Origin of the sequence: Streptomyces sp. NPDC019937, from assembly GCF_040631655.1 — a bacterium.
Classification (GTDB): Bacteria; Actinomycetota; Actinomycetes; order Streptomycetales; family Streptomycetaceae; genus Streptomyces.
The window spans coordinates 50,743-74,805 of sequence record NZ_JBEYAL010000011.1 but is presented as its reverse complement, the minus strand read 5'-3'; the positions used below and the strand labels follow the sequence as shown (position 1 = coordinate 74,805).

The following is a 24,063-nucleotide window of genomic DNA, read 5'->3' as shown; positions in this document are numbered from 1 at the left end:
GTCAGCGGTCGCGTTCCTCACGCGAGGGCGCGGGCCGCCGCTCGTCCAGCTCCCGGACCAGGTCCTCGAACTCGGAGCGGATCCAGTCCCGCGTCGCGACCTCGCCGAGCCCGGTGCGCAGCGTCGCGATCTCCCGGGTCAGGAACTCGGTGTCGGCGATGGCCCGCTCGTCCCGCGCCCGGTCCTGCTCGAGCGTGACACGGTCCCGGTCGGACTGCCGGTATTGCGAGAGCAGGATCAGCGGCGCCGAGTACGACGCCTGGAGCGACAGCATCAGCGTCAGGAAGATGAACGGGAACGGATCGAACCGCAGCGGGCGTGGCGCGAGGGTGTTCCAGGCCAGCCAGGCGACGACGAAGACCGTCATCCAGGCGATGAAGCGGCCGGTGCCCAGGAAGCGGGCGATCAGCTCCGACGCCCTGCCGAACGCCTCCGGGTCCCAGCGCGGCAGCGGGCTGCGGCGGCGCTCCCTGGGCCGGTCCAGACGGCCCCCGTCACCGTCCATCGCCCACCTCCGGGATCGGCACCCCGCCGTGCAGCTCGCGCTCCCGCCAGTCGGTGGGCAGCAGATGGTCCAGCACGTCGTCCACGGTCACCGCGCCCAGCAGCGACCCGCCCTCGTCCACGACCGGTGCCGCCAGCAGGTTGTACGTCGCCAGATGGCCCGCGACCACGGGCAGCGGGGTCTCCGGGGGCAGCGGCCGCAGATCGGTGTCCACGGCCGAGCCGACGAGGGTGAACGGCGGGTCGCGCAGCAGCCGCTGGAAGTGGATGGTGCCCAGATAGCGCCCGGTGGGCGTCTCGTCGGGCGGCCGGCACACATACACCTGGGCGGCGAGCGCCGGGGTGAGGTCCTGGTCGCGCACCCGCGCGAGGGCGTCCGCGACCGTGGCGTCCGGCCGCAGCACGATGGGCTCGGTCGTCATCAGCCCGCCCGCCGAGCCCTCCTCGTACGACATCAGCCGCCGCATGTCGGCGGCCTCCCTGGGCCGCATCAGGGCCAGCAGCCGCTCCTTGTCCCGTTCGGGCAGCTCGGAGAGCAGGTCGGCCGCGTCGTCGGGGTCCATCGCCTCCAGGACGTCGGCCGCGCGCTCCTCCTCGAGCTTGCCGAGGATCTCCACCTGGTCGTCGTCGGGCAGCTCCTCCAGGACGTCCGCGAGCCGTTCGTCGTCCAGCGCCGCCGCGACCTCGCCGCGCCGCTTGGCGGAGAGGTGGTGCAGGACGTTCGCGAGGTCGGCGGGACGCAGCTGCTCGAAGGTGGCCAGCAGGTTCTCCGCGCCCTGCCCGTGCTCCTCCAGCGAGAATCCGGTGACGGCCGACCAGTCCACGGTCAGCGTCTCGCCCCGGCGGCGCAGCGCGCCGCTTCTGCCGCGCCGTACGAAGACCTTGTCGATCTCCCATTCGCGCCGCGCGGGCAGCTGCGCCATCGCCACGTCCAGGACCGTGACGTCCTCGCCGGTCTCCACCAGCCGCACGGTGCGGTCCAGAAGTTCGCCGAGGACCAGCGTCTCGGTGGGGCGCTGCTCGAAGCGCCGCATGTTCACCACGCCGGTGGTGATGACCTGGCCCGACTCCACGCCCGTCACCCGCGTCATCGGCAGGAAGATGCGGCGGCGGGTGACCACTTCGACGACCAGCCCGAGCACCCGCGGCGGCCGCCCGGCGAGCCGCAGCATCGCCACCAGATCGCGGACCCGCCCCACGTGGTCGCCGTTCGGGTCGAAGACGGCGACGCCGGCCAGATGCGAGACATAGATCCGCGAGGCGCCTGCCGGCATGTCATGCGCCTCCTTCCCGCCACGCACCGGTGCGTATTCACCGGGTTCAGGCTAGCCTGCCCCGTTCTGCCCCGCCGCCGGACGAGCGGCCTCCGGCGCCCCGCGCACACTTCCGCGCGGCACCGGTACGCTGCCGTACTGCACCGGACCGGCATCAGGAGGCAGAGCGGACGTGCGCATCCGGAACACGGCTCTCGTCGCGGTGATGTGCGCGGGATTGGCCGCGACGCTCACCGCGTGCGGCGGCGAAGGGGAGAAGGACCCCGACGCGGGAACCAACGGCGTGGGCAAGCTCCCCGCCACCAAGATCCAGAGCAAGGCCCGGACGGCGGCCGGGAGCGCGGACGCGGTCCATCTGTCCGGCAGCCTCGTCTCCAAGGGCCGCACCTACAAGGTGGACATGAAGCTGAAGGGCGACGGCGGCACCGGCGTCGTCTCCACCAAGGGCACCCGCTTCGAACTGCTGCGGGTGGGCGAGGAGCTGTACCTCAAGGCGGACGCGGGCTTCTGGGGACACCAGGGCACCGACGGCGGCGGACACAGCGGCGACGCGGCCGCGGCGGACAAGCTCGACGACAAGTACGTGAAGGTGCCGTCCGGGGACCCCTCCTACAAAAGGCTCAGCGGCTTCACGGAGAAGAGCGTCATGCTGGACGGGCTGCTCGGCCTGCACGGCACCATCACCGCGGGCGACCGCGGCGAGGTCGGCGGCATCCGTACGATCCGCATCCTCGGCGGGCAGCAGGGCGACGGCGGCTCCCTCGACGTCTCCCTGGAGGGCCGCCCGTACCCGCTGCGGCTCCAGCGGGCCGGGGGCGCGGGGGTGATCCGGCTGGCGGACTGGAACAAGGACTTCCAGCTGACCGCGCCGGAGAAGGACGCCGTGGTCGACTACGGCCAGCAGATCCCCACGGGAACGTAGCGGCAGGTCGGCCCGGGCGGCACACCCAGCCCCGGGCACCACACCCCAGCCCCCGGCAACACACCCCAGCCCCGGGCGGCACGCACCAGCCCCGGGCACCACACCCCAGCCTCGGGCGGCACACCTCAGCCCCGGGCGGCACGCCCCAGCCCCTCCGGCGTTTGAGGAGCGGGGGTGGGGGGCGGAGCCCCCACCCGGGGCCCGGGGGCGGAGATGCCCCATCCCCAGCCTCTCCGGCGTTTGAGGAGCGGGGTCCAGGGGCGGAGCCCCGGCGGGGCGCGGGGCGGAGCCCCGCATCGGGGGCCGGGGGCTTGCCCCCGGTTTCGGGAAGGGGCGGGGCGGGGAGAACTCAGCCCGCCCCGCGCGCCCGCTTGCCCCGGGCGATCAGCTTCGGCAGCCCCGCCGGCATCGCCCGCCGCGTCACGGCAGCGGTCGGCAGGGGCGCCGCCGCGAGCGAACCCGCCTCCGCCGGCACGAGCGCCGCGTCGGTCACCGGCTCCAGCCGCAGCACCCGGCACTCCCGGGCCCACCGCTCCGCGATCGTGTCCGCGTCCGCCGCGTTCAGCCGCTTGCCCTTCAGCTCGCCGACGGCCGCCGTCCACGCCTCACCCTCCGGGGCGAGTTCGACCACCCGCGCGGGCCAGCCGACCAGCCGCCCGCCCTTGTCCTTGCTGCGCACGGTCACCGTCGCGGTGCCGCCGTCCACGAGCCCGAGCCCCTTCAGCGGCTGCTCGTCGGGGCCGTCCCCGACGAGGCAGACGGCGCCCTCGTGCCAGATGTGCCACAGCGCGCGGGCGGCGCCCTCGGAGCCCTGCACCCAGACCAGGGCGGACTTCTTCGCCGCCTCCTCGACCAGGGCGCGGTCGATCGGGTCCATGGCGTCCGTCGGTGGCGGCGTCGGCGTCGGCGTCTGCGTCATGCGAACAGCGTAGGACAGCGGGTCCGGCGCCCTCCGCGCATCCCATCCAGCGAAACGACTCCGCCCAGAGCCGCCCAGAGCCGCCTACAGCCAGCCGTTCCGCTTGAAGCCGCGGTGGATCGTGACACAGATCGCCACGGTGACGGCCATCACCGTCGGGTAGCCGAACCTCCAGTGCAGCTCGGGCATGTACTCGAAGTTCATGCCGTAGATCCCGGCGATCATCGTCGGGACCGCGCAGATCGCCGCCCAGGAGGTGATCTTGCGCATGTCCTCGTTCTGGGCGACCGTCGCCTGCGCCAGGTTCGCCTGCAGGATCGAGTTCAGCAGGTCGTCGAAGCCCAGCACCTGCTCGTTGACCCGGGCCAGGTGGTCCGCGACGTCCCGGAAGTACTTCTGGATGTCCGGGTCCACCAGCCGCATCGGGCGCTCGCTCAGCAGCTGCATCGGCCGCAGCAGCGGCGAGACGGCCCGCTTGAACTCCAGCACCTCGCGCTTGAGCTGGTAGATGCGTCCCGCGTCGCCGCCGCGCCGGGAAGTCGCCTGCGAGAAGACCTCGATCTCGACCTCGTCGATGTCGTCCTGCACGGCGTCGGCGACCGCGAGATACCCGTCCACGACCTGGTCGGCGATGGCGTGCAGCACCGCCGAGGGGCCCTTGGCCAGCAGCTCCGGGTCCTCCTGGAGGCGGTGGCGCAGGGCGCGCAGCGAGCCCTGGCCGCCGTGCCGCACGGTCACGATGAAGTTGTGGCCCGTGAAGCACATCACCTCACCGGTCTCCACGACCTCGCTGGTCGAGGTGAGTTGGGCGTGCTCCACGTAGTGGATGGTCTTGAAGACGGTGAAGAGGCTGTCGTCGTACCGCTCCAGCTTCGGCCGCTGGTGCGCCTGCACCGCGTCCTCGACGGCCAGCGGGTGCAGCCCGAACTCCTGTGCGATGCCCGCGAACTCGCGCTCGGTCGGCTCGTGCAGCCCGATCCAGGCGAACCCGCCCTCGGCGCGCACCCGCTCCATGGCCTGCGCCGGGCTGACGTGGTCGCTGACCCGCTTCCCGTCGCGGTAGACGGCGCAGTCGACGATCGCGCTGTTGACGGACGGGTCGCGGGTGGTGTCGTAGTTGCTGGTGTTGTGCGTCCGGCGCAGGGCGGGACGGACGGCTGCGCGCAGGTCACGGATCATCGACATGACGGGCTCCTTCACGGGCAGGCCGTCAGCGGCGGGCGCGCGGCGCAGCGCTGCGCCCGGAAGGTGGACGTACGGCACGTCCCTGAGGCGTACCTACGTCCGCAAAGCGGGCGGCGCTCCGTGCGATGACGCTGACGGAAGTTCGCGGAGAACAGAACAGATGCGATACGAAGGCGCTCTGCCGTCACATGCCCTTGATGTGAGAAGACTTCACGTGTTTCACCGCGAGGCGGTGGGGTACGGAAGGTTTCAGATCATGAAGCCGCATACCAAGGGGAAACGACGGGAGAACTGTCGGTACTGCACGGTCGACTAGGATCCACCGCAGCCCCACCTCCTCCGGCCGGTCCCCCTTGGGGGACGACGTAAATTCCCTGGGCAGGCAGCAAGGCTATCAGCCGCCGGAACCGCCCGGCCGCCGCTTTGCCCGTTCGATACGCGATCTATGCTCACCGCATGTCAGACGTTCTGCAGCTGGTCGAGGCCCGGTTGATCACCGCGCTGGGCGAGCCGGACGCCCGCGCCGCCGTCACGTTCGTCGGTACGGACCGCATCGAGGTGCTGCGTTTCCGCGCGGACGGGAACGTCGTCAGGTACGCCACCCTCGGCATGTCGGACCATCCGATGACCGACCCCACCGCCCCCGTCGCCGACCCCCTCCGCGGCCCGCGCGCCGAGCTGGTCCTCACCGTGCGCGGCGGCGGGCCGGGGCCCGCCCCCGCCGTCCTGGACGAGGTGCTGCGCCCGCTCGCCGTGCTGGCCGCCTCGCCGCAGGTCGAGGGCGTGGTGGTGGCCCCGGGCGCGTCCCTGGACCTTGGCGGCCCGTTGTGGCCCGGGGCGCCCTTCAGCTCCGTGCTCGTGGGTGAACCGGGTGGTCTGGTCGAGGACTTGGAGCTGATCGCGCCGATGGAGCCGGTGCGCTTCCTGCCGCTGCTGCCGATGACCGGGAACGAGGCGGCGTGGAAGCGGGTCCACGGCGCCGGCGCGCTCCAGGACCGCTGGCTGCGGCACGGCACGGACCTGCGCGACCCGGCCAGATCCGGTGTGCCGCTCGTCTGAGGCTCGTCCCCGACTCGTGTCCGGTCCGCCCCCTCCACATGGGTGATCGTCCTTGACGTGGGGACGGGCGGGGAGGACCGTGGGGCCCTATGAGGGGCGAACCCAGTTGCCCGAAGTGCGGTGGCCGGGTGCGTGCGCCCGGTCTCTTCGCCGACTCCTGGCAGTGCGGTGTGCACGGCACGGTGCACCCCGTCCAGCCGGTCGTCCCACCGAGCGTGGAAGCACTCGTGGTGGTCACCAACCGTGCCCGGGTGCCCGTATGGATGCCGTGGCCGCTGCCCGTCGGCTGGCTGTTCACCGGGGTCGCGTGCGCCGGTGACGACCGCAGCGGCGGCCGCGCGACGGTCGTGGCCTGCTCGGGCCCGGGCCCGCTGGGCGGCCCGGGGGAGCTGCTGCTGGTGGCGGAGGAGCTGGGCGTGGGGCTCGGCGCGCGGTACGCGGGCATCCCCGGCCCCGATCCCGGGCCCGGGATGCGGGTGGACAAGCCGCCGCATGTCAAGGTGCTGGCCGCCGGGCGGCCCACCCCGCTGTGGCACGTCGAGGGCACCCCGGACGACCGTGCGGTGTTCGCGGGCGAGGCGTGCGGGCTGTGGCTGTGGGCGGTGGTCTGGCCCGAGCAGACCGGGCTGCTGATGTACGACGAGATGGTGCTCACCGATCTGCGGGACGCGGGCGCCGAGGTGGATCTGGTGCCGTGCGGCGCGCTGTCGCCGCGGCTGCTGTCCTGACGCGGGGTGTGCGGCCCTGACGCCGGGTGGCCGTACGGATCGTACGGGTCACCCCTGACGCGGGCATGCCCTGGACTGCGGCTACCCTGAAGCAGGCCGCCCGTTCACCCTGTTACCGCTGGGAGCCCGCGTTCGTGCGCATCGACCTGCACACCCACTCCACCGCGTCGGACGGTACGGACACCCCCGCCGAACTGGTGCGCAATGCCGCCGCGGCCGGGCTGGACGTCGTCGCGCTCACCGATCACGACACGGTCGGCGGCTACGAGGAGGCGGCCGGGGCGCTGCCGGACGGGCTGACGCTGGTCACCGGCGCCGAGCTGTCCTGCCGTCTGGGCGGGGTGAGCCTGCACATGCTGGCGTACCTCTTCGATCCGGCCGAGCCCGAGCTGGCGCGCGAGCGCGAGCTGGTGCGCGACGACCGGGTGCCCCGGGCCAAGGCGATGGTGGGCAAGCTGCGTGAGCTGGGCGTGCCCGTCACCTGGGAACGGGTGGCGGAGATCGCCGGGGACGGGGCCGTGGGGCGGCCGCACATCGCGACCGCGATGGTCGAGGCGGGCGTCGTCGAGAGCGTCACGGACGCGTTCGACTCGGAGTGGCTGTCGAACGGCGGCCGGGCGTACGTGGAGAAGCACGAGCTGGACCCCTTCGAGGCGGTCCGGCTGATCAAGGGCGCGGGCGGGGTCGCCGTCTTCGCGCATCCGCTGGCCGTCAAGCGGGGCGAGTGCGTACCGGAGAGCGCGATCGGGGAGCTGGCCGCGGCCGGTCTCGACGGCATCGAGGTCGACCATATGGACCACGACGAGCCCACCCGGGCCCGGCTGCGCGCGATCGCCGCCGAGCACGGGCTGCTGACCACGGGCTCCAGCGACTACCACGGCAGCCGTAAGACCTGCCGGCTCGGCGAGTACACCACCGACCCCGAGGTCTACGCGGAGATCGTGCGCCGGGCGGCGCTGGCGCCACGCGAAGCGCCCCCGTACGACGGCGTACGAGGGCGGCTGCGGTGACGCGTCACTCTTCTCGTCGGTGACGTGTCGGCGTCTGAATCTGCGTCTTTGTCTGCTGCTTCTGCGTCGGTGGTACTACCGGGCGGCGGTTTCGGCTGGACGGATGTAGATGCGCTGGCCGATCGCGGCGGCCTGCTGCACGATCCGGTTGACGGAGGCGGCGTCCACGACGGTGCTGTCCACGGCGTTCCCGTCGACATCGTCAAGGCGCATGATCTCGAAGCGCTGCAAGGCTTCTCCCTTCGTCTGATCCTCCTGCTGGAGAACTGGTGTATACGGAACACGCGGCTTCGCTGCCGCGTGCTTCCACAACCTGTTCAACGAAGCATGCCCTGAAAAGATTCCCTACGCTAATGAAATTTTTCGCCAGACTAAGCATTCCCTGGTCGGGCGCCGATGAGACGGAGTCCGGTTGTGCCCCTCCTGCGGAGGCCCGGAGAATGAACCGCGTATGAGTGACGTGATGCCTGCGGGCCAACCAGACCTCGCCTCGATCGTCGACGGCATCGAGCGCACCAACGAGCTGCTGCAGCGCGTGCTCGCCGAGGTCGCGACCACGCCCTCCACTCATGCGATCTTCGTGGACGCCGGATACGTCTACGCCGCCGCCGGGCGGCTCGTCGCCGGGACGGAGGACCGCCGGGCCTTCGAGCTCGACGCGGAGGGGATCATCGAGGCGTTCATCGACAAGGCCCGGACGATCTTCCCGGACAGCCGGCTGCTGCGGGTCTACTGGTTCGACGGGGCCCGGCGCCGCATCCACACCCCCGAGCAGCAGAGCATCGCCGAGCTGCCCGACGTCAAGGTCCGGCTGGGCAACCTCAACGCCAACAACCAGCAGAAGGGCGTCGACTCACTCATCCGCTCCGACCTCGAATCCCTCGCCCGGCACCGGGCCATCGGCGATGCCGTGCTGATCGGGGGCGACGAGGACCTGGTCTCCGCCGTCGAGGCCGCGCAGGGCTACGGAGCGCGCGTCCACCTGTGGGGCATCGAGGCCCTCGACGGGCGCAACCAGGCCGAGCCGCTGCTGTGGGAGGTCGACAGCCAGCGCACCTTCGACCTCGACTTCTGCAAGCCGTACGTCACCCGGCGGGCGACCGGCTACGAGCCGAACGGCGACAGCCCGCTGTGCGGGCCCGCCCCCTCCCGCGACGAGGTGCGCTTCATCGGCGCCCAGATCGCCGCGCAGTGGCTCTCCGCACGCGGCCGCGAAAGCCTCGCCGAGCTGCTGCCCGGCCACCCCTATCTGCCCGGCTCGGTCGACCAGGAGCTGCTGATCGACGCGGAGGGGATGCTGCGGCTGTCCCTGCGCGCCCACGCCGATCTGCGGCGGGCGCTGCGGGACGGCTTCTGGGAGCACCTGCAGGCGCAGTACTAGGGGGTGTCCTGCCAGAAGGAGATCAGTGCGTCGGCCGTGGGGTGCGGCCGCTCCGCGTTGGGGGAGTGCTCCGCGCCCTCGATCACGGTCCGGCGGGCGGACAGCCGCTCCGCCATCGCGTCCATCAGCGGCACCGGCCAGGCGTAGTCCACCTCACCCGACAGCACATGCTTCGGGAGCGCCGTCGCGGCCAGCTCCCCGACCCGGTCCGGCTCACCGTTCAGCTGCCGCCCGGTGGCCATCAGCTGCTCCGGAACGGTGCGCATCCAGCGCGCGTGCAGAAAGTCCCGTACGCCGGGCGGCGTCACCTCATCGGCCGCCTCGGGCGGATCGAGTTCGCGCATCGCCTGCCAGACGGACTCCATGTCCATCACGCTCAGCGCGTCGATCAGCAGCTTGGTGCGCTCCTGCTGCGGGGGCGCGATGGCGCCGGGCCCGGAACTCATGATCGTGAGCGAGGCGAAGGCGGCGGGGTCGCGCAGCACGGCGGCCCGTGCGATCAGCCCGCCCAGCGAGTGCCCCAGCACATGGACCGGCCCCGAGCCGTCCGCCAGCGCCGCCGCCTGGGCGAGCAGATCCCGCGCCAGCTCGTCCTGCGCGTAGGCGGCCTCGTCGCGCGGCCCGGGACTCTCGTACTGCCCCCGCCCGTCGACCGCGACCGCCCGGTAACCGGCGGCGGCCAGCGGCTCCAGGAGCGCGATGAAGTCCTCCTTGCTCCCGGTGAACCCCGGCACCAGCAGCACGGTCCCGCGCGCGGAGCGCCCCGGTGGTGCGTCATGCACGGCGAACTCGCCGCGCGCGGTCGACAGCCGGTGGGCGCGGGCGCCCGTGGGGAGGGTGAGGAACGGCGGCCTGCTCATGGAGACGAGGCTATACAGGACGCGGAGAACGGGGTGTGAACGGGGCGTTGTGCCCGGGGCCCCACGTGCCCGGGGCCTGATCCGCGGTGTGCGGATCAGGCCCCGTCGGGTGCTGTGGCCGTCAGGCCTCGGGTGTGGCTTCCGCCGCGGCGCGGGTGCGGGTGCGGCGGCGTACGGGCTTCGCCTCGGCCTCGTCGGGCTGAGCGGCCGGCTCCGTGGCCTTGGCCGCCGCACGGGTGCGACGGCGCGGCTTGGCGGGGGCCTCGGCCTCCGGCGTCTCGGCCGTATCGGCCGTGGCGGCCTTGGCCCGGGTACGGCGACGCGGCGCGGCCGGGGCGGTCTCCGCCGCCTCGGCTCCGGCCTCGGCCGTCTCGGCCGCCTTCGCCCGGGTGCGGCGTCGGGGCTTGGCCGGGGTTTCCTCGGCTGTCTCGGTCGTGCCCTCGGCGGTGGCGACGGCCGTTTCGGCGGCGTCGGCCTTGGCGCGGGTGCGGCGTCGGGGCTTGGCCGGGGTTTCCTCGGCTGCCTCGGTCGTGCCCTCGGCCGTGGCGACCGCGGTCTCGGCGGTGTCCGCCTTGGCGCGGGTGCGGCGGCGCCGGGGCTTGGCGGGGGTCTCCTCCGGCGCGGCATCCGCCGGAGCCTCCGCCGCCGGGGCCTCCACTGCCGGGGCCTCCGCCGTGTCGACGGCGGTGACGGCCGCCGCGTCCGCGTCGGCCGCCGCACCGGACCGGGTACGGCGACGGCGGCGCGGACGGCGCGGCTCCGTCGCGGACTCGGCGCCCTCGGCCTCGGGGGTGGCCGGGGCCGAAGCGTCCACCGACTGGCCGCCGCGGGTGCGGCGGCGGACCCGCGGGGTGCGGGTGCGGCGCGCGGGGCGCTCCTCCGTGGCGGGGGAGCGGCGGCCGCGGCCACCGGTCTCACCGAGGTCTTCGATCTCCTCGGCGCCCAGCCCGGCCCGGGTGCGCTCGGCGCGCGGCAGGACACCGGTGGTGCCTTCCGGGATGCTCAGCAGCTCGTACAGATGCGCGGAGGTCGAGTACGTCTCCTCCGGATCGTTGAACGGCAGGTCCAGCGCCTTGTTGATCAGCTGCCAGCGCGGGATGTCGTCCCAGTCGACGAGCGTGATGGCGATACCCGAGGCGCCCGCGCGGCCGGTGCGGCCGATGCGGTGCAGATAGGTCTTCTCGTCCTCGGGGGACTGGTAGTTGATCACATGGGTGACGCCCTCGACGTCGATGCCGCGCGCGGCGACATCGGTGCAGACCAGGACGTCGACCTTGCCGTTGCGGAAGGCGCGCAGCGCCTGCTCGCGGGCGCCCTGGCCGAGGTCGCCGTGGACCGCGCCGGAGGCGAACCCGCGGCGGGCGAGCTGGTCGGCGATGTCGGCGGCGGTCCGCTTCGTACGGCAGAAGATCATCGCGAGGCCGCGGCCCTCCGCCTGCAGCACGCGCGCCACGACCTCCGGCTTGTCCATGGAGTGGGCGCGGAAGACGTGCTGCGTCGTGTTGGCGACCGTCTGGCCCTCGTCGTCCGGCGCGGTGGCGCGGATGTGCGTGGGCTGCGACATGTAGCGGCGGGCGAGACCGATGACGGCGCCCGGCATGGTCGCCGAGAACAGCATGGTCTGGCGCTTGGCCGGGAGCATGTTGATGATCTTCTCGACGTCGGGCAGGAAGCCCAGGTCGAGCATCTCGTCGGCCTCGTCGAGGACGAGGGCCTTGACGGACGAGAGCCGCAGCTTCTTCTGGCCCGCGAGGTCGAGCAGCCGGCCGGGGGTGCCGACGACCACGTCGACGCCCTTCTTCAGGGCCTCGACCTGCGGTTCGTACGCGCGGCCGCCGTAGATCGACAGCACCCGGACGGCGCGGACCTTGCCAGCGGTCAGCAGGTCGTTGGTGACCTGCTGGCACAGCTCGCGGGTGGGGACGACCACGAGCGCCTGCGGGGCGTCGGTCAGCTGGTCGGGCTTGGCCCGGCCCGCCTCGACGTCCGCGGGGACGACGACGCGCTCCAGCAGCGGGAGGCCGAAGCCCAGCGTCTTGCCGGTGCCGGTCTTGGCCTGGCCGATGACGTCGGAGCCGGAGAGGGCGACCGGGAGCGTCATCTCCTGGATGGGGAACGGGGACGTGATGCCGACGGCCTCGAGGGCCTCGGCTGTCTCGGGAAGGATCCCGAGTTCTCGGAAAGTGGTCAGGATGCTTGCCTCTTCTGTGAGACGCGGCGGGAGGCGGCGAAGGGGGTCGCACTGCGCCCGGGTACACCGGCCTTGGCCGGTTCGGCGCGGGACCACTGCCCTCGCTCGAGCGCTCACGCCGCGAGCGGGTCCCTCCTGCCGTGCGCATGGAAGATGCGCGCCGCGCGGAGAGCGGTCGGGTGTTGGAGCCGATCGGGCCACCGACCGGGCATCCGTATTCGTGGAACGACCCGCCGATACTCGACGGGTGCAAATACCACTGTACCCCGGAAGCGCGCATCTGTGACCGGGTAACCCGAACCGGGGCGTGGGGGGACTTGGCTGACCAGGGCCTTCCTCGCCCCGTCCGGCGGACTATTGTGCGCTCCATGGAGACGTCTGATACGCCTGAGACCGAGAAGACCCCGACCGGGATCGCCGCCCAGGACTGGGAGACGGCCGCCGCCGAGCCGCAGTACCGGGCCGCGGTGGTGGACCTGCTCGGGGCGCTCGCCTATGGCGAGCTGGCCGCGTTCGAGCGGCTCGCGGAGGACGCCAAGCTGGCGCCCACGCTGGAGGACAAGGCGGAGCTGGCGAAGATGGCGTCGGCCGAGTTCCACCACTTCGAGCGGCTGCGGGACCGGCTGGCCGCGGTCGGCGAGGAGCCGACCGCGGCGATGGAGCCGTTCGCGGCGGCGCTGGACGGGTTCCACCGCCAGACCGCGCCGTCCGACTGGCTGGAGGGCCTGGTCAAGGCGTACGTGGGCGACTCGATCGCCAGTGACTTCTACCGCGAGGTGGCGGCCCGGCTCGACTCGGACACCCGCGCCCTGGTGCTCCAGGTGCTGGACGACACCGGCCACGCGAGCTTCGCGGTGGAGAAGGTGCGGGCCGCGATCGAGGCCGACCCGCGGGTCGGCGGGCGGCTGGCGCTGTGGGCCCGGCGGCTGATGGGCGAGGCGCTGTCCCAGGCGCAGCGGGTGGTCGCCGACCGTGACGCGCTGTCCACGATGCTGGTGGGCGGACTGGCCGACGGCTTCGACCTGGCCGAGGTCGGCCGGATGTTCTCGCGGATCACCGAGGCGCACACCAAGCGGATGTCGGCGCTGGGCCTGGCCGCGTAGTCCCGCGCGGGGGGCGCGAGAAAGGGCTCCGGGACCCCGGAGCCCTCGCGCGCCGCGCCTCGGCGGGCCGTGCCTGAGCCGTGGCTCAGGCCGGGACCGACCGGCGGCGCCCGGCCCGGGGCCGGACGAGCAGCGACAGCAGGGCGGCGGCGAAGCCGAGCGCGACCATCAGTACGACCGCCGAGTGGCCCGAGCCCAGCACGGTGTGGGCGATCATCGCGCCGAAGAACGCGGCGGCGGGGCCGGTGGACAGGACGAGGGGTGTGGCGGGCAGTCGGCGGGGCAGCCGGTGACTCGCCCCGTACGCGATGGCGAGACCGATCAGTACCGAGCCGAGCGCTTCCCAGAAGATCATGGCGCGTCCTTCCCGTGAGCGGATCGGGACCGAAGCGTGATCACGCGTCGGTCGTGCCGGTCCTACCCGGGGCCAAGCGGGGGCAACCCTGATCGAGGGGGATCGGAAGAGCGGGCCGCGGCGCGACGGCGCACGACGGCGGCGGGGTCCGGTGAGAGAAATCCCACCGGACCCCGCCGCCGTTACGCGTGATCCGCTCAGAGAGCGCTGAAGCCGACCTTGCGGGCGCTCGGCTCACCGATCTCGACGTAGGCGAGACGGTCGGCCGGAACCAGGACCTTGCGGCCGTGTTCGTCCGACAGGCTCAGCACCTGCGCCTTGCCAGCGAGCGCGTCGGCCACCGCACGCTCGACATCCTCGGCAGACTGCCCGCTCTCCAAGGTGATCTCGCGGGGCGCGTGCTGCACGCCGATCTTGACCTCCACGGCCTTGTCCCTCCGACGGTCAGTTGGTGCGCGGCGTCCGCGCTGTACGCAGCACACATTAGCCCGGGAACCGGGCCCGCTGGGCGGCGCGGGCCAAGCCCGCAGCGAACAGGCCTTACGTCCCGCTCTCCGCTCCGTGCAGCGGGAAGCCCGCGATACCGCGCCAGGCGAGCGAGGTGAGCAACTGCACAGCGGTGTCCCGGGGGACGGTGCTGCCGCTGGAGAGCCAGTAGCGGGCGACGACCTGCGAGACGCCGCCGAGGCCGACGGCCAGCAGCATGGACTCGTCCTTGGACAGCCCGGTGTCCTCCGCGATGACCTCGCTGATCGCCTCGGCGCACTGGAGCGAGACCCGGTCCACGCGCTCGCGCACGGCGGGCTCGTTGGTGAGGTCGGACTCGAAGACGAGCCGGAAGGCGCCGCCCTCCTCCTCGACGTACGCGAAGTAGGCGTCCATGGTGGCGGCCACCCGCTGCTTGTTCTCGGTGGTCGAGGCGAGCGCGGTGCGGACCGCCTGCAGCAGGGCGTCGCAGTGCTGGTCGAGCAGGGCGAGATACAGCTCCAGCTTGCCCGGGAAGTGCTGGTAGAGCACGGGCTTGCTGACTCCCGCGCGCTCGGCGATGTCGTCCATCGCGGCCGCGTGGTAGCCCTGTGCGACAAAGACCTCCTGGGCGGCCCCCAGGAGCTGATTGCGTCGGGCTCGGCGCGGCAGGCGCGTACCCCGCGGGCGCGCCTCTGTCTGCTCGATGGCTGTCACGCCGCCTCCCATTGAATGTTCCGAGCACGGTGTCCACCGCGCCCGCCATCGTACTTTTGGGTAACAGGGCCGCGCGCCGTCCGTGCGGAGATTTTCACGGACTGGACACTATGAAAGCCCACAAAGGGTGCTGGTCATCGGTAGTCCTCCTCGTTCTCCTCGACGACCCGGGCCTGCTCCGCGCGGTCGGCCTCGTTGGCCTCCAGCGGTTCGTCGGCGGTCGGCAGGTCGTCGCGGTGGGGGACGAGGTCATGGTGCTGTTCGGCGGCGTCCGCCTCGGGGGCCTCGACGCTGCGGAGGGCGGGGCCGTCGTTGTTCTCGAGGGCGTTCGCGAAGGTCTCGGGGTCGCTCGGATCGACGGACATGTACTCCCCTTCCCAGAGGCAGATGATCGCCTCTGTGTATGTACGAGCCTAGGAGAGGTCACTTTCGGACGCTACGTGGTCTGTGAGCGTGAACACACGGTCAGCCATGTGATCGTCTCGTAACATTGCGGCATGTCTTCGACCGAGCCGCCGGAAGCCCGCATCGTCGCCGCGGTGCCCCCAGCGCGGCCCGTGCGGGTCGGGGCGGGTGAAAAGCTCCGCACCACCAGCCTGCCCGGTCTCACGCTGAACGTGCGTACCCGTCCGCCCGTGGTTTCAGACCTGCCGCCCGCGGTGTTTCTCCACGGGCTGGGCGGATGTTCGCAGAACTGGTCGCCGCTGATGGAACAGCTCGCCGACCGGCTGGACATCGAGGCCCCCGACCTGCCCGGATTCGGCGACTCCCCGCCGCCCGACGACGGCGACTACTCCATATCCGGCCACGCCCGGGCCGTCATCCGTCACCTCGACGCGAGCGGCCGCGCCCCCGTGCACCTGGCCGGGAACTCCATGGGCGGCACGATCGCCATCCGCGTCGCGGCCGTGCGGCCGGACCTGGTGCGCAGCCTCACCCTCGTCTCGCCCGCGCTGCCCGAGCGGCGCCCGCAGCGCACCGCGGTGCCCACCGGGCTGCTCGCGATCCCCGGGGCGACCCGCCTCTTCAGCCGCGCGACCCGCGACTGGGACGCGGAGCGGCGCACCCGGGAGCTGCTCGCGCTCACCTACGGCGATCCCGGGCAGGTCACTCAGGAGGACTTCGCGCTGGCGGTCGAGGAGTACGAGCGGCGGCTCGCGCTCCCGTACTTCTGGGACGCGCTCGCGCGTTCGGCGCGCGGCCTGGTCGACTCCTACGCCCTCGGCGGCCAGCACTCGCTGTGGCGGCAGGCCGAGCGGGTCCTCGCGCCCACCCTCCTCGTCTACGGGACGCGCGACCAGCTGGTGTCCTTCCGCATGGCCCGCAGGGCGAGCGCAACCTTCCGCGACTCGCGTCTGTTGACGCTGTTGGACGCCGGACACGTGGCGATGATGGAGTACCCCGGAGCGGTGGCGCGCGGCATGCGCGAACTGCTCGACGACGTCGAGGGACGAGCCGCCGGTGGGCGGGCCGTCGGCCTGAGACACGAACGACAAGCGACAGACGGACGGGACAGCCGGAAGACACGGGGCGTACCGGTGCCCGGAGCGGACGGGAGCGGTGCGGCGCGTGGGTAAGCACAGCGCACGGGGCAGCCAGGAGGACCGGGATCCCGGGTCCACCGAGGCGGATTCCGGCCCCGGTGCGGGGCGTCGGCGGCGCTCGGCGGCGCCCGGCGCCCAGGACCCGGGCGTGACGCCGCCGCAGGGCATCCCGCGGACCGTCCACGGACCGGCCTCGCCGCCGGCGCGCTCCAGGGGCGGCCACCCCGGGGCCTCCGGCCACCCCGGGGCCTCCGGACACCCCGGGCCCTCCGGGCCGCCCGGGCGCCCCGCGCAGCGCGAGACGAGCGGTGGCTGGAGCGCCTTCGGCACCGCCACCATGAACGCGCCGCAGCGCCCCGGCGGCTCCGCCGCCGGTGGTGCGTCCGGCGGCGGTGCGGGCGGACTGATGCCCGGTCCGCGCAAGGAGTACCTGGAGGCGTTCGACACCACCGGAACCCCGGAAACCTCCGGCGAGGACGTCTTCGCCGCCGGTGCGCCCGGTACGGTGCCGCCGCCACGCCGTACCGGACGCACCGGCGCGGATGCCGACGACGACCGCGGGAACGCCGGCGGGGGCCCCGGCAACCCCGGTAGACCGGGCACCGCCTCGCCGTCCGACGGGCTCCCCGGGGCCGACGGCCCCGACCCCGTGGGCAAGGGCGCGCGAGGGGCCGGCAAGGGCGGCAAGGGGCGTACGTTCACCGGTGTCGCCGCGGCGGCCGTGACCACCGTGCTGGCCGTCGTGGTGGCCGGGCAGGTGGCGAACGGCCCGCAGAGCGACGGCAAGGCGCAGTCCAAGGGCGGCCCGGAGCGCGGCGACGGGGGAGCGCCGTCCCGTACGGACGGCCGGGGCACCCCGTCCGCTTCCGCGAGCCCCGAACTCGCCACGTACCAGCAGAAGATGGCCGCCCCGTATCCGCTCGATCCGAAGCTCAAGGGATCGGGCGCCTTCACGACCGTCCCCGGGCAGGACAAGGCGCCCGGCAAGGGCCACATCCTGCGCTACCGGGTGGACATCGAGAAGGGGCTGCCGCTCGACGGCTCGCTGTTCGCCGAGGCGGTGCACAAGACGCTCAACGACGACCGCAGTTGGGGCCACGGTGGCACCCGCACCTTCGAGCGGGTCTCCTCCGGACGCCCCGACTTCGTCATCACCCTGGCGAGCCCCGGCACCACCGCGGTGTGGTGCCAGAAGTCCGGTCTCGACACGACCCAGGACAACGTCTCGTGCGACTCGGCGTCCACCGAGCGCGTCATGATCAACGCCTATCGGTGGGCGCAGGGCGCCCGCACGTTCGGCGACGACAAGATGTACGAATACCGCCAGATGCTCATCAACCACGAGGTCGGGCACCGGCTCGGACACAACCACGAGACGTGCACCGAGCAGGGCGCGCTCGCCCCGGTGATGATGCAGCAGACCAAGTTCCTGGCGACGGACGGCGTGACGTGCCGCCCCAACGCCTGGCCGTTCCCCAAGGGCTGATCCCCAAGGGCTGATCCCCAAGGGCTGATCCTCAGGGGCTGATCCTCAGGGGCTGATTCCCGACCCTCACGGGGGCTCGCGCCCGTTATAGCGCCCGACAACGCCTGAAATCCAGGAAGGTCACGGGCGTTCACCCCTTCCGGTGGTGCGACGGACAACCGTCCGTCGCGCCACGGTCGTGCGCGCATAACGTGCTCCCGCTGCCCGACGTGCCGAACCGCGGCATGACGGCTTGCCCACAGGGGAGATCGGGGGTGCGCTCATGCGCGTGGGACTGCTTACGGAGGGTGGGTACCCGTATGCGACCGGTGAGGCGCTGGTGTGGTGCGACCGGCTGGTGCGCGGGCTGGACCAGCACGACTTCGAGGTCTACGCGCTGAGCCGCGACGCCCGTCAGGAGGCCGGGGGCCGGACGGAGCTGCCCGGGCAGGTGCGACGGGTGCGCACCGCGCCGCTGTGGGGCGAACCGTACGGGCGGCGGCGGTCGTACGGGCGGCGTCAGCGGCGGCGGTTCGCCGAGCACTTCGGGGACCTGGCGGTGGCGATCAGCGTGCCGGGCGGCCCGGACGGCGCCCAGGCGGACCGTTTCGCCAGCGGTCTCCACGGCCTCGCCGACCTCGCCCGCGACACCGGCGGGCTGGCCGCCGCGCTCCGCTCCGAGGACGCCGTCCGCACCCTGGAGCGCGCCTGCCACACCCCCGGCGCGCCGCGCGCCGCCCACCGGGCGCGGGTCACCGATCTGCTGGCCGTGACCGAGGTGCTGGAGCGGGCGCTGCGCCCGCTGTCGCTCGACTGGTACGGCGGTGGCCGCGACCCGGGGCTGTCCGGCGTGGACCTGTGCCACGCGACGTCGGGCGGCGTGGCCGCGCTCCCGGGGCTGCTGGCCAAGCGCCGTTTCGGCACGCCGCTGCTGGTCACCGAGTACGGCGTACGGCTGCGCGAGCACTATCTCCGGCGCCCGCCCGGCGGCGACGAGCGCTCCGGGCCGGTCCGCGCCCTGCTGGCCGCCTTCCAGGGGAGGCTGGCCGCCGAGGCGTACGCGCAGGCCGCGCTCATCACCCCCGGCAATACGCACGCCCGCCGCTGGCAGGAGCGGTGCGGCGCCGACCCGGAGCGGCTGCGCACCGTCCATCCCGGGATGGACGCCGCCCGCTTCGCCGAGGTCGGCGAGGGCGGCGCGGCGGCCGGGGGAGCGGACGACCGGACGCTGGTGTGGGTGGGGCGGCTCGAACCCGCCAAGGACGTCGTCGCGCTGCTGCACGCCTTCGCCGAGGTGCGGCGGTGGCAGCCGGACGCGCGGCTGCGCGTCATCGAGACCCGGCCCGGCGACGGCCCGTCCGGCGGCGGCTACCCGGCCCACTGCCGCGGGCTGGCCGCCCACCTCTTCCCCGACGAGGCCGCGAACGCCCATACGCCCGGCGACAATCCGGTCTCCTTCGAGCGCGTCGGCGATCCCGAGGTGCCGACCCTGGCGGACGCGTACGCGGCGGGTTCGGTCGTCGTGCTGTCCAGCGTGGTCGAGGGGTTCCCGGTGGGGCTGGTCGAGGCGATGTTCTGCGGCCGGGCCACGGTCTCGACCGACGCGGGCGCCGTCTGCGAGGCCATCGGCGGCACCGGCCTGGTGGTGCCGCCGCGCAACCCCCGGGCGCTCGCCGACGCGTGCCTCGCGCTGTTGCGCGATCCCGAGCGCCGCGCCCGCCTGGGCGCCGCCGCGCGCGCCCGGGCGCTGGAACTCTTCACCGCCGAGCAGAACGTGGTCGCCTTCCGGGGCATCTACCTGGAGCTGATGTCGCACTGCCCGGTGCGCCGCGAGGAGGTCGGCGCGGACGGCGCGCCCCTGCCGTTCGCCCGCCCGGCCGAGGCCCGCGTCCCGGGCCGCTGGACCGCGGGCCGGCGGCTCGCGCACACCCCCCGCTGGGCGGAGCCCGGGCCGGCACCGCGGCAGCCCCTGGCCGCCCTGTCCGAGGAGGGCGCGTGACCGGGCCCACGGGCGCGCCCGGGGCGCGCCGTGAACAGCCGAGCGCCCCGGCGTCCGCCCATGAGCGGGGCGCGAAGGCGCGGCGCGGCTCGGTGGATCCGGTGCGGGCGCTGATGCACCGCCACCGCGAGCTGTGCGCGCGGGCCGTCGACCCGCTGGAGATCGCCGCCGGTCTCGAGGCCCACGGGGTGACCGACCGCACCGCCGCCCGCTTCCGGCACCGCGATGTCTTCTCGCTCGCCGAGGAGCTGTACGCCCGGGTCCCGCGCGACGGCGACACCGGGGACGACACGCGGCCCGCGGAGACCGGGCCGACCCGGCCCTGGGGCGTGCGGGCGGCGCTCGGACTGCTCTGGCTGCTGCCCGGTGCGCTGGCCGCGGCGACCGTCGCCGGTGCGTACCGGACCGGGGCCGTCGCGGTCGGCGCGGCCGGTGCCGTCCTGACGGCGGGCGCGCTGTGGCCCTGCCTGCGCCGGGGCCCGCTCGGCACCGCCGGACGAGGCGGCCGGACGGGGCGGTGCGCGAGCCGGTCGGCGGGCTTGCCGGGAGCGCTGCGCACCGGGTGGCTGCTCGCCTACGCCGCCTGCGGCGACTGGCTGCTGACCTGGCTCACCGGCCGTACGAGCCCGTACGACCCGGCGGCCGCCTGCGAGGCCGCCGTCGTCCTCGGCCTCGCCGTCGCCCCCGCCGCGTGGCTGGCCCGCTGGTTCGCCGTGCGGGCGCGCCGCAGGCTGGCCGCGAGCAGCGGGCTGGACGAGTTCGCGGCGGGGGTCCGGCCGCTGTGCGCGGCCACCGTTCTGGCCTTCGTGCTCGCCCTGCCGCCGCTGGTGCTCACGGCCCGGCTCACGGTGCCCGGCGCCACCCCCGGCCCCGTCGCCGAGGCGGGCGCCGGCGCGCTGGCCGCTCTGCTGTTCGCCGCCCGGCTGCTCACCGTCCACGGCTTCCGCGCCGCCGCGGCCCTCGGCACCGCCGTGGCCTGCGCGGCCGAGGCCGCCGGGGCGGCCGCCGCCGGGGCCGCCCGGCTGCCGGGCTGCGCGGCGCTCGGCGAGCCGGTGCGGCGGCTGGCCGCCGCCCATGGCACGGCCGCCGTCCCCGCCGTGGCCTGCGGGACCGCCGCGCTGGCGCTGCTGGTGTACGCGTGCGCCGCGCTGTCCCGCGCCTCGGCCCACACCGCCCCCACCACGCCCCCCACACCGATCACGCCATCCCCTCCCACCCCTCCCATCCCTACGAGGAGCACAGCCATGAGCGACGAGACGACCGCCCCACACGCCACCCCCGGGGAGGCGCGACGATGAGAGTCCTGCTGCTCGGCTCCGGCGGCTACCTGGGCCGCTACGTCGCCGAACACCTGCTGGCCGACCCCGCCGTCCAGCTCACCGCGCTCGGCCGCGGGGACGACGCCGACGTGCGGTTCGACCTGTCCAACGGCAGCCCCGGCGCGCTCACCCGCTTCCTGAACGCGGTCCACCCCGGTGTGGTGATCAACTGCGCGGGCGCGACCCGCGGCGGCGCCCGCGAGCTGACCCGGCACAACACCGTGGCCGTCGCGACCGTCTGCGAATCCCTGCGCCGCAGCGGCTGCGGCGCCCGGCTCGTCCAGATCGGCTGCTCCTCCGAGTACGGGCCCTCGCAGCCCGGCTCGTCCACCGCCGAGGACGCCGTGCCGCGCCCCGGCGGTCCGTACGGTGTGAGCAAGCTGGCCGCGACCGAGCTGGTGCTCGGCTCCGGTCTGGACGCGGTGGTGCTGCGGGTCTTCTCGCCGGTCGGACCCGGCACCCCGGCCGGCTCCCCGCTCGGGCGGCTCGCCGAGACGATGCGGCGCGCGATGCAGTCCGGGGACAGCGAGCTGAAGCTGAGCGGGCTCGGGGTGCAGCGGGACTTCGTGGACGTACGGGACGTGGCGCGGGCGGTGCACGCGGCCTCGCTGTCGGCCGCCCAGGGCGTCGTCAACATCGGCACCGGGCGCGCCGTCCGGCTGCGCGAGGCGGCCTCCGTGCTGGCCCGGGTGGCGGGCTTCGGCGGCACCCTGCACGAGGTCGACGTCCCGCCCGGGCGCAACCCGATGCACCCGGCCGCCCATATCCCGGCCCCCGCGCACGCCCCCGGCCACGCTCCGGCGCCCACCCCGCACGCCCCCGGTCACGCCCCCGGACCGGCGGAGCACGGCGGCGCCACCGCGTACCCCTACCCGGACGGCTGCGGCAGCTGGCAGCAGGCCGATGTGCGCACCGCGCGCGACCGGCTCGGCTGGCGCTCCCGCATCCCGCTGGAGGAGTCGCTGGCCGACATCTGGATGGAGGCCGCGTGTCGCATCTGACCTCCCCGGGGCGCCGGCCCGGCCCGGCGCCGCCGCCCGCCGCCGGTCTTGGCCTGGGGGTGCCGGGCTGGGCGCACCCCTTGGTCGCACCGGCCGAATGGGGTGAGCTGACCCGCCCCGGCACCCCGGTGCACTGGGCCGTCCTGGACGTCGCGCGCGGCCCCGGCTCGTGCCCGGACCCGTACTGCGCGGCCGCGGTGGCCCGGCTGCGGGCCGCGGGCGTACGGGTGCTGGGGCGGCTGGACGTGAGGTTCGGCACCCGCCCGTTCGGCGAGGTGGTCGCGGACGCGGGCCGCTACCTGGACTGGTACCGGCCCGACGGCTTCTATCTGGACCGCTGCCCCTCCGAGCGCCCCGGTCTGGCGGAGGTGCGCCGGATCGTCACCACGCTGCGGGCGCTGCGCGGCCGGGCGTACACGGTGCTGGGCCAGGACACCCATCCGTACCAGGAGTACGCGGAGATCGCCGACCAGCTGGTGACCTTCCGCGGCAGGTGGGCGGACTACCGTTGGTCCCAGGTCGCGGAGTGGACGGCGGGCTATCCGCCCGAACGGTTCTGCCATCTGGTGCACGGGGTGCCCCGGCCGCATCTGGACGAGGCGCTGCGCATCGCCCGCTGGCAGGGGGCGGGCACGGTGTTCTTCACGGACCGCACGACCCGGCCGGGACAGCGCGCGGGCTCCGCCGCCCTGTGGGAGACGCTGCCCGGACACTGGGACGACATCGTCTCGCGCATCGGACCGTGTGTCATGGAATGAGATGGGGCGTGGCAGTGTTACGAGAAGACAACCTCCCCGCTCACGCGGGGGTGAACCGCTCCCGCTCCTACTTACTACGGAGTCCCCGTGTCGCTGCCACCCCTGGTCGAGCCGGCTGCCGAGCTCACCGTCGACGAGGTCCGCAGGTACTCACGCCATCTGATCATCCCGGATGTCGGTATGGAGGGCCAGAAGCGGCTGAAGAACGCCAAGGTGCTCTGCGTGGGCGCGGGCGGTCTCGGCTCGCCCGCCCTGATGTACCTCGCCGCCGCCGGTGTGGGCACCCTCGGCATCGTCGAGTTCGACGAGGTCGACGAGTCCAACCTGCAGCGCCAGATCATCCACAGCCAGGCGGACATCGGCCGCTCCAAGGCGGAGTCCGCGCGCGACACCGTCCTCGGCATCAACCCCTACACGAACGTCGTGCTGCACGAGGGCCGCCTCGAGGCCGACAACGTGATGGAGATCTTCTCCGAGTACGACCTGATCGTCGACGGCACGGACAACTTCGCCACCCGCTACCTGGTCAACGACGCGTGCGTGCTGCTGAACAAGCCGTACGTATGGGGTTCGATCTACCGGTTCGACGGCCAGGCGTCCGTCTTCTGGTCCGAGCACGGCCCGTGCTACCGCTGCCTGTACCCGGAGCCCCCGCCGCCCGGCATGGTCCCCTCCTGCGCCGAGGGCGGGGTCCTGGGCGTGCTGTGCGCGTCCATCGGCTCCATCCAGGTCACCGAGGCCATCAAGGTGCTCACCGGCGCGGGCGACCCGCTGGTCGGCCGCCTGATGATCTACGACGCCCTGGAGATGACCTACCGGCAGGTCAAGGTCCGCAAGGACCCGGACTGCGCGGTCTGCGGCCCGAACGCCACGGTCAAGGAGCTCATCGACTACGAGGCCTTCTGCGGTGTCGTCTCGGACGAGGCCCAGGAGGCGGCGGCCGGTTCGACGATCACTCCCAAGCAGCTCAAGGAGTGGATCGACGACGGCGAGGCCATCGACATCATCGATGTCCGTGAGCAGAACGAGTACGAGATCGTCTCGATCCCGGGCGCCCGGCTCATCCCGAAGAACGAGTTCCTGATGGGCACCGCCCTCCAGGACATGCCGCAGGACAAGAAGATCGTCTTGCATTGCAAGACGGGTGTCCGGTCCGCGGAAGTCCTGGCCGTGCTGAAGAACGCGGGCTTCTCGGACGCCGTCCACGTGGGCGGCGGCGTGATCGGCTGGGTCAACCAGATCGAGCCCGACAAGCCGGTCTACTGACGCGCTGTATGAGAGGGCCCGGACCGCTGTACGAGCGG

At 73.6% G+C, this 24,063-nt stretch carries 23 protein-coding genes and 1 pseudogene; 13 read left to right on the top strand and 11 right to left on the bottom strand.

The features are described from left to right. Window position 1: 1 nt before the first annotated feature. Together ABZ562_RS13470 and ABZ562_RS13465 are read right to left on the bottom strand one after the other, a co-directional pair. Window positions 2-505 (bottom strand): DUF1003 domain-containing protein, encoded by a 504-nt coding sequence (locus ABZ562_RS13470; protein ID WP_361477605.1) that lies wholly within the window; start codon window positions 503-505, stop codon window positions 2-4. Further along, a complete protein-coding gene (locus ABZ562_RS13465; RefSeq protein WP_361477602.1) occupies window positions 495-1,778 on the bottom strand; it encodes a CBS domain-containing protein in 1,284 nt (427 codons plus the stop codon). The genes ABZ562_RS13470 and ABZ562_RS13465 overlap by 11 nt, the downstream gene beginning before the upstream one ends. Before the next feature lie 205 nt (window positions 1,779-1,983). On the opposite strand from ABZ562_RS13465, the gene ABZ562_RS13460 reads away from it, so the two are divergent. Further along, window positions 1,984-2,700 carry a hypothetical protein gene (locus ABZ562_RS13460; RefSeq protein WP_361477984.1) on the top strand — a complete coding sequence of 239 codons (717 nt, stop codon included), beginning with the start codon at window positions 1,984-1,986 and terminating at the stop codon, window positions 2,698-2,700. A gap of 349 nt (window positions 2,701-3,049) precedes the next feature. Here the strand turns inward: ABZ562_RS13460 and ABZ562_RS13455 are convergent, their stop codons facing one another. Both ABZ562_RS13455 and ABZ562_RS13450 read right to left on the bottom strand, forming a co-directional pair. Continuing rightward, on the bottom strand, window positions 3,050-3,577 hold the full coding sequence (locus ABZ562_RS13455) for a hypothetical protein (RefSeq protein WP_361477981.1): 528 nt from the start codon (window positions 3,575-3,577) through the stop codon (window positions 3,050-3,052). A 126-nt stretch (window positions 3,578-3,703) separates the two neighbouring features. After that, window positions 3,704-4,804 carry a magnesium and cobalt transport protein CorA gene (locus tag ABZ562_RS13450; protein WP_361477599.1) on the bottom strand — a complete coding sequence of 367 codons (1,101 nt, stop codon included), beginning with the start codon at window positions 4,802-4,804 and terminating at the stop codon, window positions 3,704-3,706. A 456-nt stretch (window positions 4,805-5,260) separates the two neighbouring features. On the opposite strand from ABZ562_RS13450, the gene ABZ562_RS13445 reads away from it, so the two are divergent. From ABZ562_RS13445 to ABZ562_RS13435, 3 genes are all read left to right on the top strand, one after another. Beyond that, window positions 5,261-5,863, top strand: coding sequence for a suppressor of fused domain protein (locus ABZ562_RS13445; protein WP_361477596.1), 603 nt, complete (start codon window positions 5,261-5,263; stop codon window positions 5,861-5,863). Between the two features lie 89 nt (window positions 5,864-5,952). Continuing rightward, window positions 5,953-6,591, top strand: coding sequence for a DUF6758 family protein (locus ABZ562_RS13440; RefSeq protein ID WP_055548047.1), 639 nt, complete (start codon window positions 5,953-5,955; stop codon window positions 6,589-6,591). Window positions 6,592-6,725: 134 nt separating this feature from the next. Continuing rightward, on the top strand, window positions 6,726-7,601 hold the full coding sequence (locus tag ABZ562_RS13435) for a PHP domain-containing protein (RefSeq protein WP_361477592.1): 876 nt from the start codon (window positions 6,726-6,728) through the stop codon (window positions 7,599-7,601). Between the two features lie 75 nt (window positions 7,602-7,676). Here the strand turns inward: ABZ562_RS13435 and ABZ562_RS13430 are convergent, their stop codons facing one another. Further along, a complete protein-coding gene (locus ABZ562_RS13430; RefSeq protein WP_009715242.1) occupies window positions 7,677-7,832 on the bottom strand; it encodes a hypothetical protein in 156 nt (51 codons plus the stop codon). 220 nt (window positions 7,833-8,052) lie between these two features. Here ABZ562_RS13430 and ABZ562_RS13425 point away from each other — a divergent pair, with 220 nt between their 5' ends. Then, window positions 8,053-8,982 carry an NYN domain-containing protein gene (locus ABZ562_RS13425; RefSeq protein WP_055548044.1) on the top strand — a complete coding sequence of 310 codons (930 nt, stop codon included), beginning with the start codon at window positions 8,053-8,055 and terminating at the stop codon, window positions 8,980-8,982. Here the strand turns inward: ABZ562_RS13425 and ABZ562_RS13420 are convergent. Both ABZ562_RS13420 and ABZ562_RS13415 read right to left on the bottom strand, forming a co-directional pair. Next, window positions 8,979-9,842 (bottom strand): alpha/beta hydrolase, encoded by an 864-nt coding sequence (locus ABZ562_RS13420; protein WP_361477588.1) that lies wholly within the window; start codon window positions 9,840-9,842, stop codon window positions 8,979-8,981. The two genes, ABZ562_RS13425 and ABZ562_RS13420, sit on opposite strands and share 4 nt — an antisense overlap. 121 nt (window positions 9,843-9,963) lie before the next feature. Continuing rightward, window positions 9,964-12,181, bottom strand: a pseudogene (locus tag ABZ562_RS13415) (DEAD/DEAH box helicase). A gap of 220 nt (window positions 12,182-12,401) precedes the next feature. On the opposite strand from ABZ562_RS13415, the gene ABZ562_RS13410 reads away from it, so the two are divergent. Beyond that, entirely contained in the window at window positions 12,402-13,136 is a 735-nt protein-coding gene (locus ABZ562_RS13410; protein ID WP_361477585.1) for a ferritin-like fold-containing protein, read from the top strand. 85 nt (window positions 13,137-13,221) lie between these two features. Here the strand turns inward: ABZ562_RS13410 and ABZ562_RS13405 are convergent, their stop codons facing one another. The 4 genes from ABZ562_RS13405 to ABZ562_RS13390 form a co-directional block, all read right to left on the bottom strand. Next, window positions 13,222-13,491: a hypothetical protein gene (locus ABZ562_RS13405; protein WP_361477582.1), complete on the bottom strand. Its 270-nt coding sequence runs from the start codon at window positions 13,489-13,491 to the stop codon at window positions 13,222-13,224. A gap of 197 nt (window positions 13,492-13,688) precedes the next feature. Next, window positions 13,689-13,916 carry a DUF3107 domain-containing protein gene (locus ABZ562_RS13400; RefSeq protein WP_361477579.1) on the bottom strand — a complete coding sequence of 76 codons (228 nt, stop codon included), beginning with the start codon at window positions 13,914-13,916 and terminating at the stop codon, window positions 13,689-13,691. A 115-nt stretch (window positions 13,917-14,031) separates the two neighbouring features. Next, window positions 14,032-14,673 carry a TetR/AcrR family transcriptional regulator gene (locus ABZ562_RS13395; RefSeq protein WP_361477576.1) on the bottom strand — a complete coding sequence of 214 codons (642 nt, stop codon included), beginning with the start codon at window positions 14,671-14,673 and terminating at the stop codon, window positions 14,032-14,034. Between the two features lie 134 nt (window positions 14,674-14,807). Beyond that, the gene (locus ABZ562_RS13390; protein WP_361477573.1) at window positions 14,808-15,038 is read right to left on the bottom strand and encodes a hypothetical protein; all 231 of its coding nucleotides are present in this window, start codon (window positions 15,036-15,038) and stop codon (window positions 14,808-14,810) included. A gap of 132 nt (window positions 15,039-15,170) precedes the next feature. Between ABZ562_RS13390 and ABZ562_RS13385 the strand changes: the two genes are divergently transcribed. The 7 genes from ABZ562_RS13385 to moeZ all read left to right on the top strand — a co-directional run bounded on the left by ABZ562_RS13385 (window position 15,171) and on the right by moeZ (window position 24,025). Then, the gene (locus tag ABZ562_RS13385) at window positions 15,171-16,250 is read left to right on the top strand and encodes an alpha/beta hydrolase (RefSeq protein WP_361477570.1); all 1,080 of its coding nucleotides are present in this window, start codon (window positions 15,171-15,173) and stop codon (window positions 16,248-16,250) included. Further along, window positions 16,234-17,703 (top strand): DUF3152 domain-containing protein, encoded by a 1,470-nt coding sequence (locus tag ABZ562_RS13380; protein ID WP_361477567.1) that lies wholly within the window; start codon window positions 16,234-16,236, stop codon window positions 17,701-17,703. Before ABZ562_RS13385 ends, ABZ562_RS13380 begins: the two co-directional genes overlap by 17 nt. A 262-nt stretch (window positions 17,704-17,965) precedes the next feature. After that, window positions 17,966-19,681, top strand: coding sequence for a DUF3492 domain-containing protein (locus ABZ562_RS13375; RefSeq protein ID WP_361477564.1), 1,716 nt, complete (start codon window positions 17,966-17,968; stop codon window positions 19,679-19,681). After that, entirely contained in the window at window positions 19,678-20,979 is a 1,302-nt protein-coding gene (locus ABZ562_RS13370; RefSeq protein ID WP_361477561.1) for a hypothetical protein, read from the top strand. Before ABZ562_RS13375 ends, ABZ562_RS13370 begins: the two co-directional genes overlap by 4 nt. After that, a complete protein-coding gene (locus tag ABZ562_RS13365) occupies window positions 20,976-22,001 on the top strand; it encodes an NAD-dependent epimerase/dehydratase (protein WP_361477558.1) in 1,026 nt (341 codons plus the stop codon). Before ABZ562_RS13370 ends, ABZ562_RS13365 begins: the two co-directional genes overlap by 4 nt. Further along, on the top strand, window positions 21,998-22,759 hold the full coding sequence (locus ABZ562_RS13360; RefSeq protein ID WP_361477978.1) for a spherulation-specific family 4 protein: 762 nt from the start codon (window positions 21,998-22,000) through the stop codon (window positions 22,757-22,759). Before ABZ562_RS13365 ends, ABZ562_RS13360 begins: the two co-directional genes overlap by 4 nt. Window positions 22,760-22,846: 87 nt before the next feature. Further along, the gene (gene moeZ, locus ABZ562_RS13355; RefSeq protein ID WP_361477555.1) at window positions 22,847-24,025 is read left to right on the top strand and encodes an adenylyltransferase/sulfurtransferase MoeZ; all 1,179 of its coding nucleotides are present in this window, start codon (window positions 22,847-22,849) and stop codon (window positions 24,023-24,025) included. The last annotated feature ends 38 nt before the right edge of the window (window positions 24,026-24,063 follow it).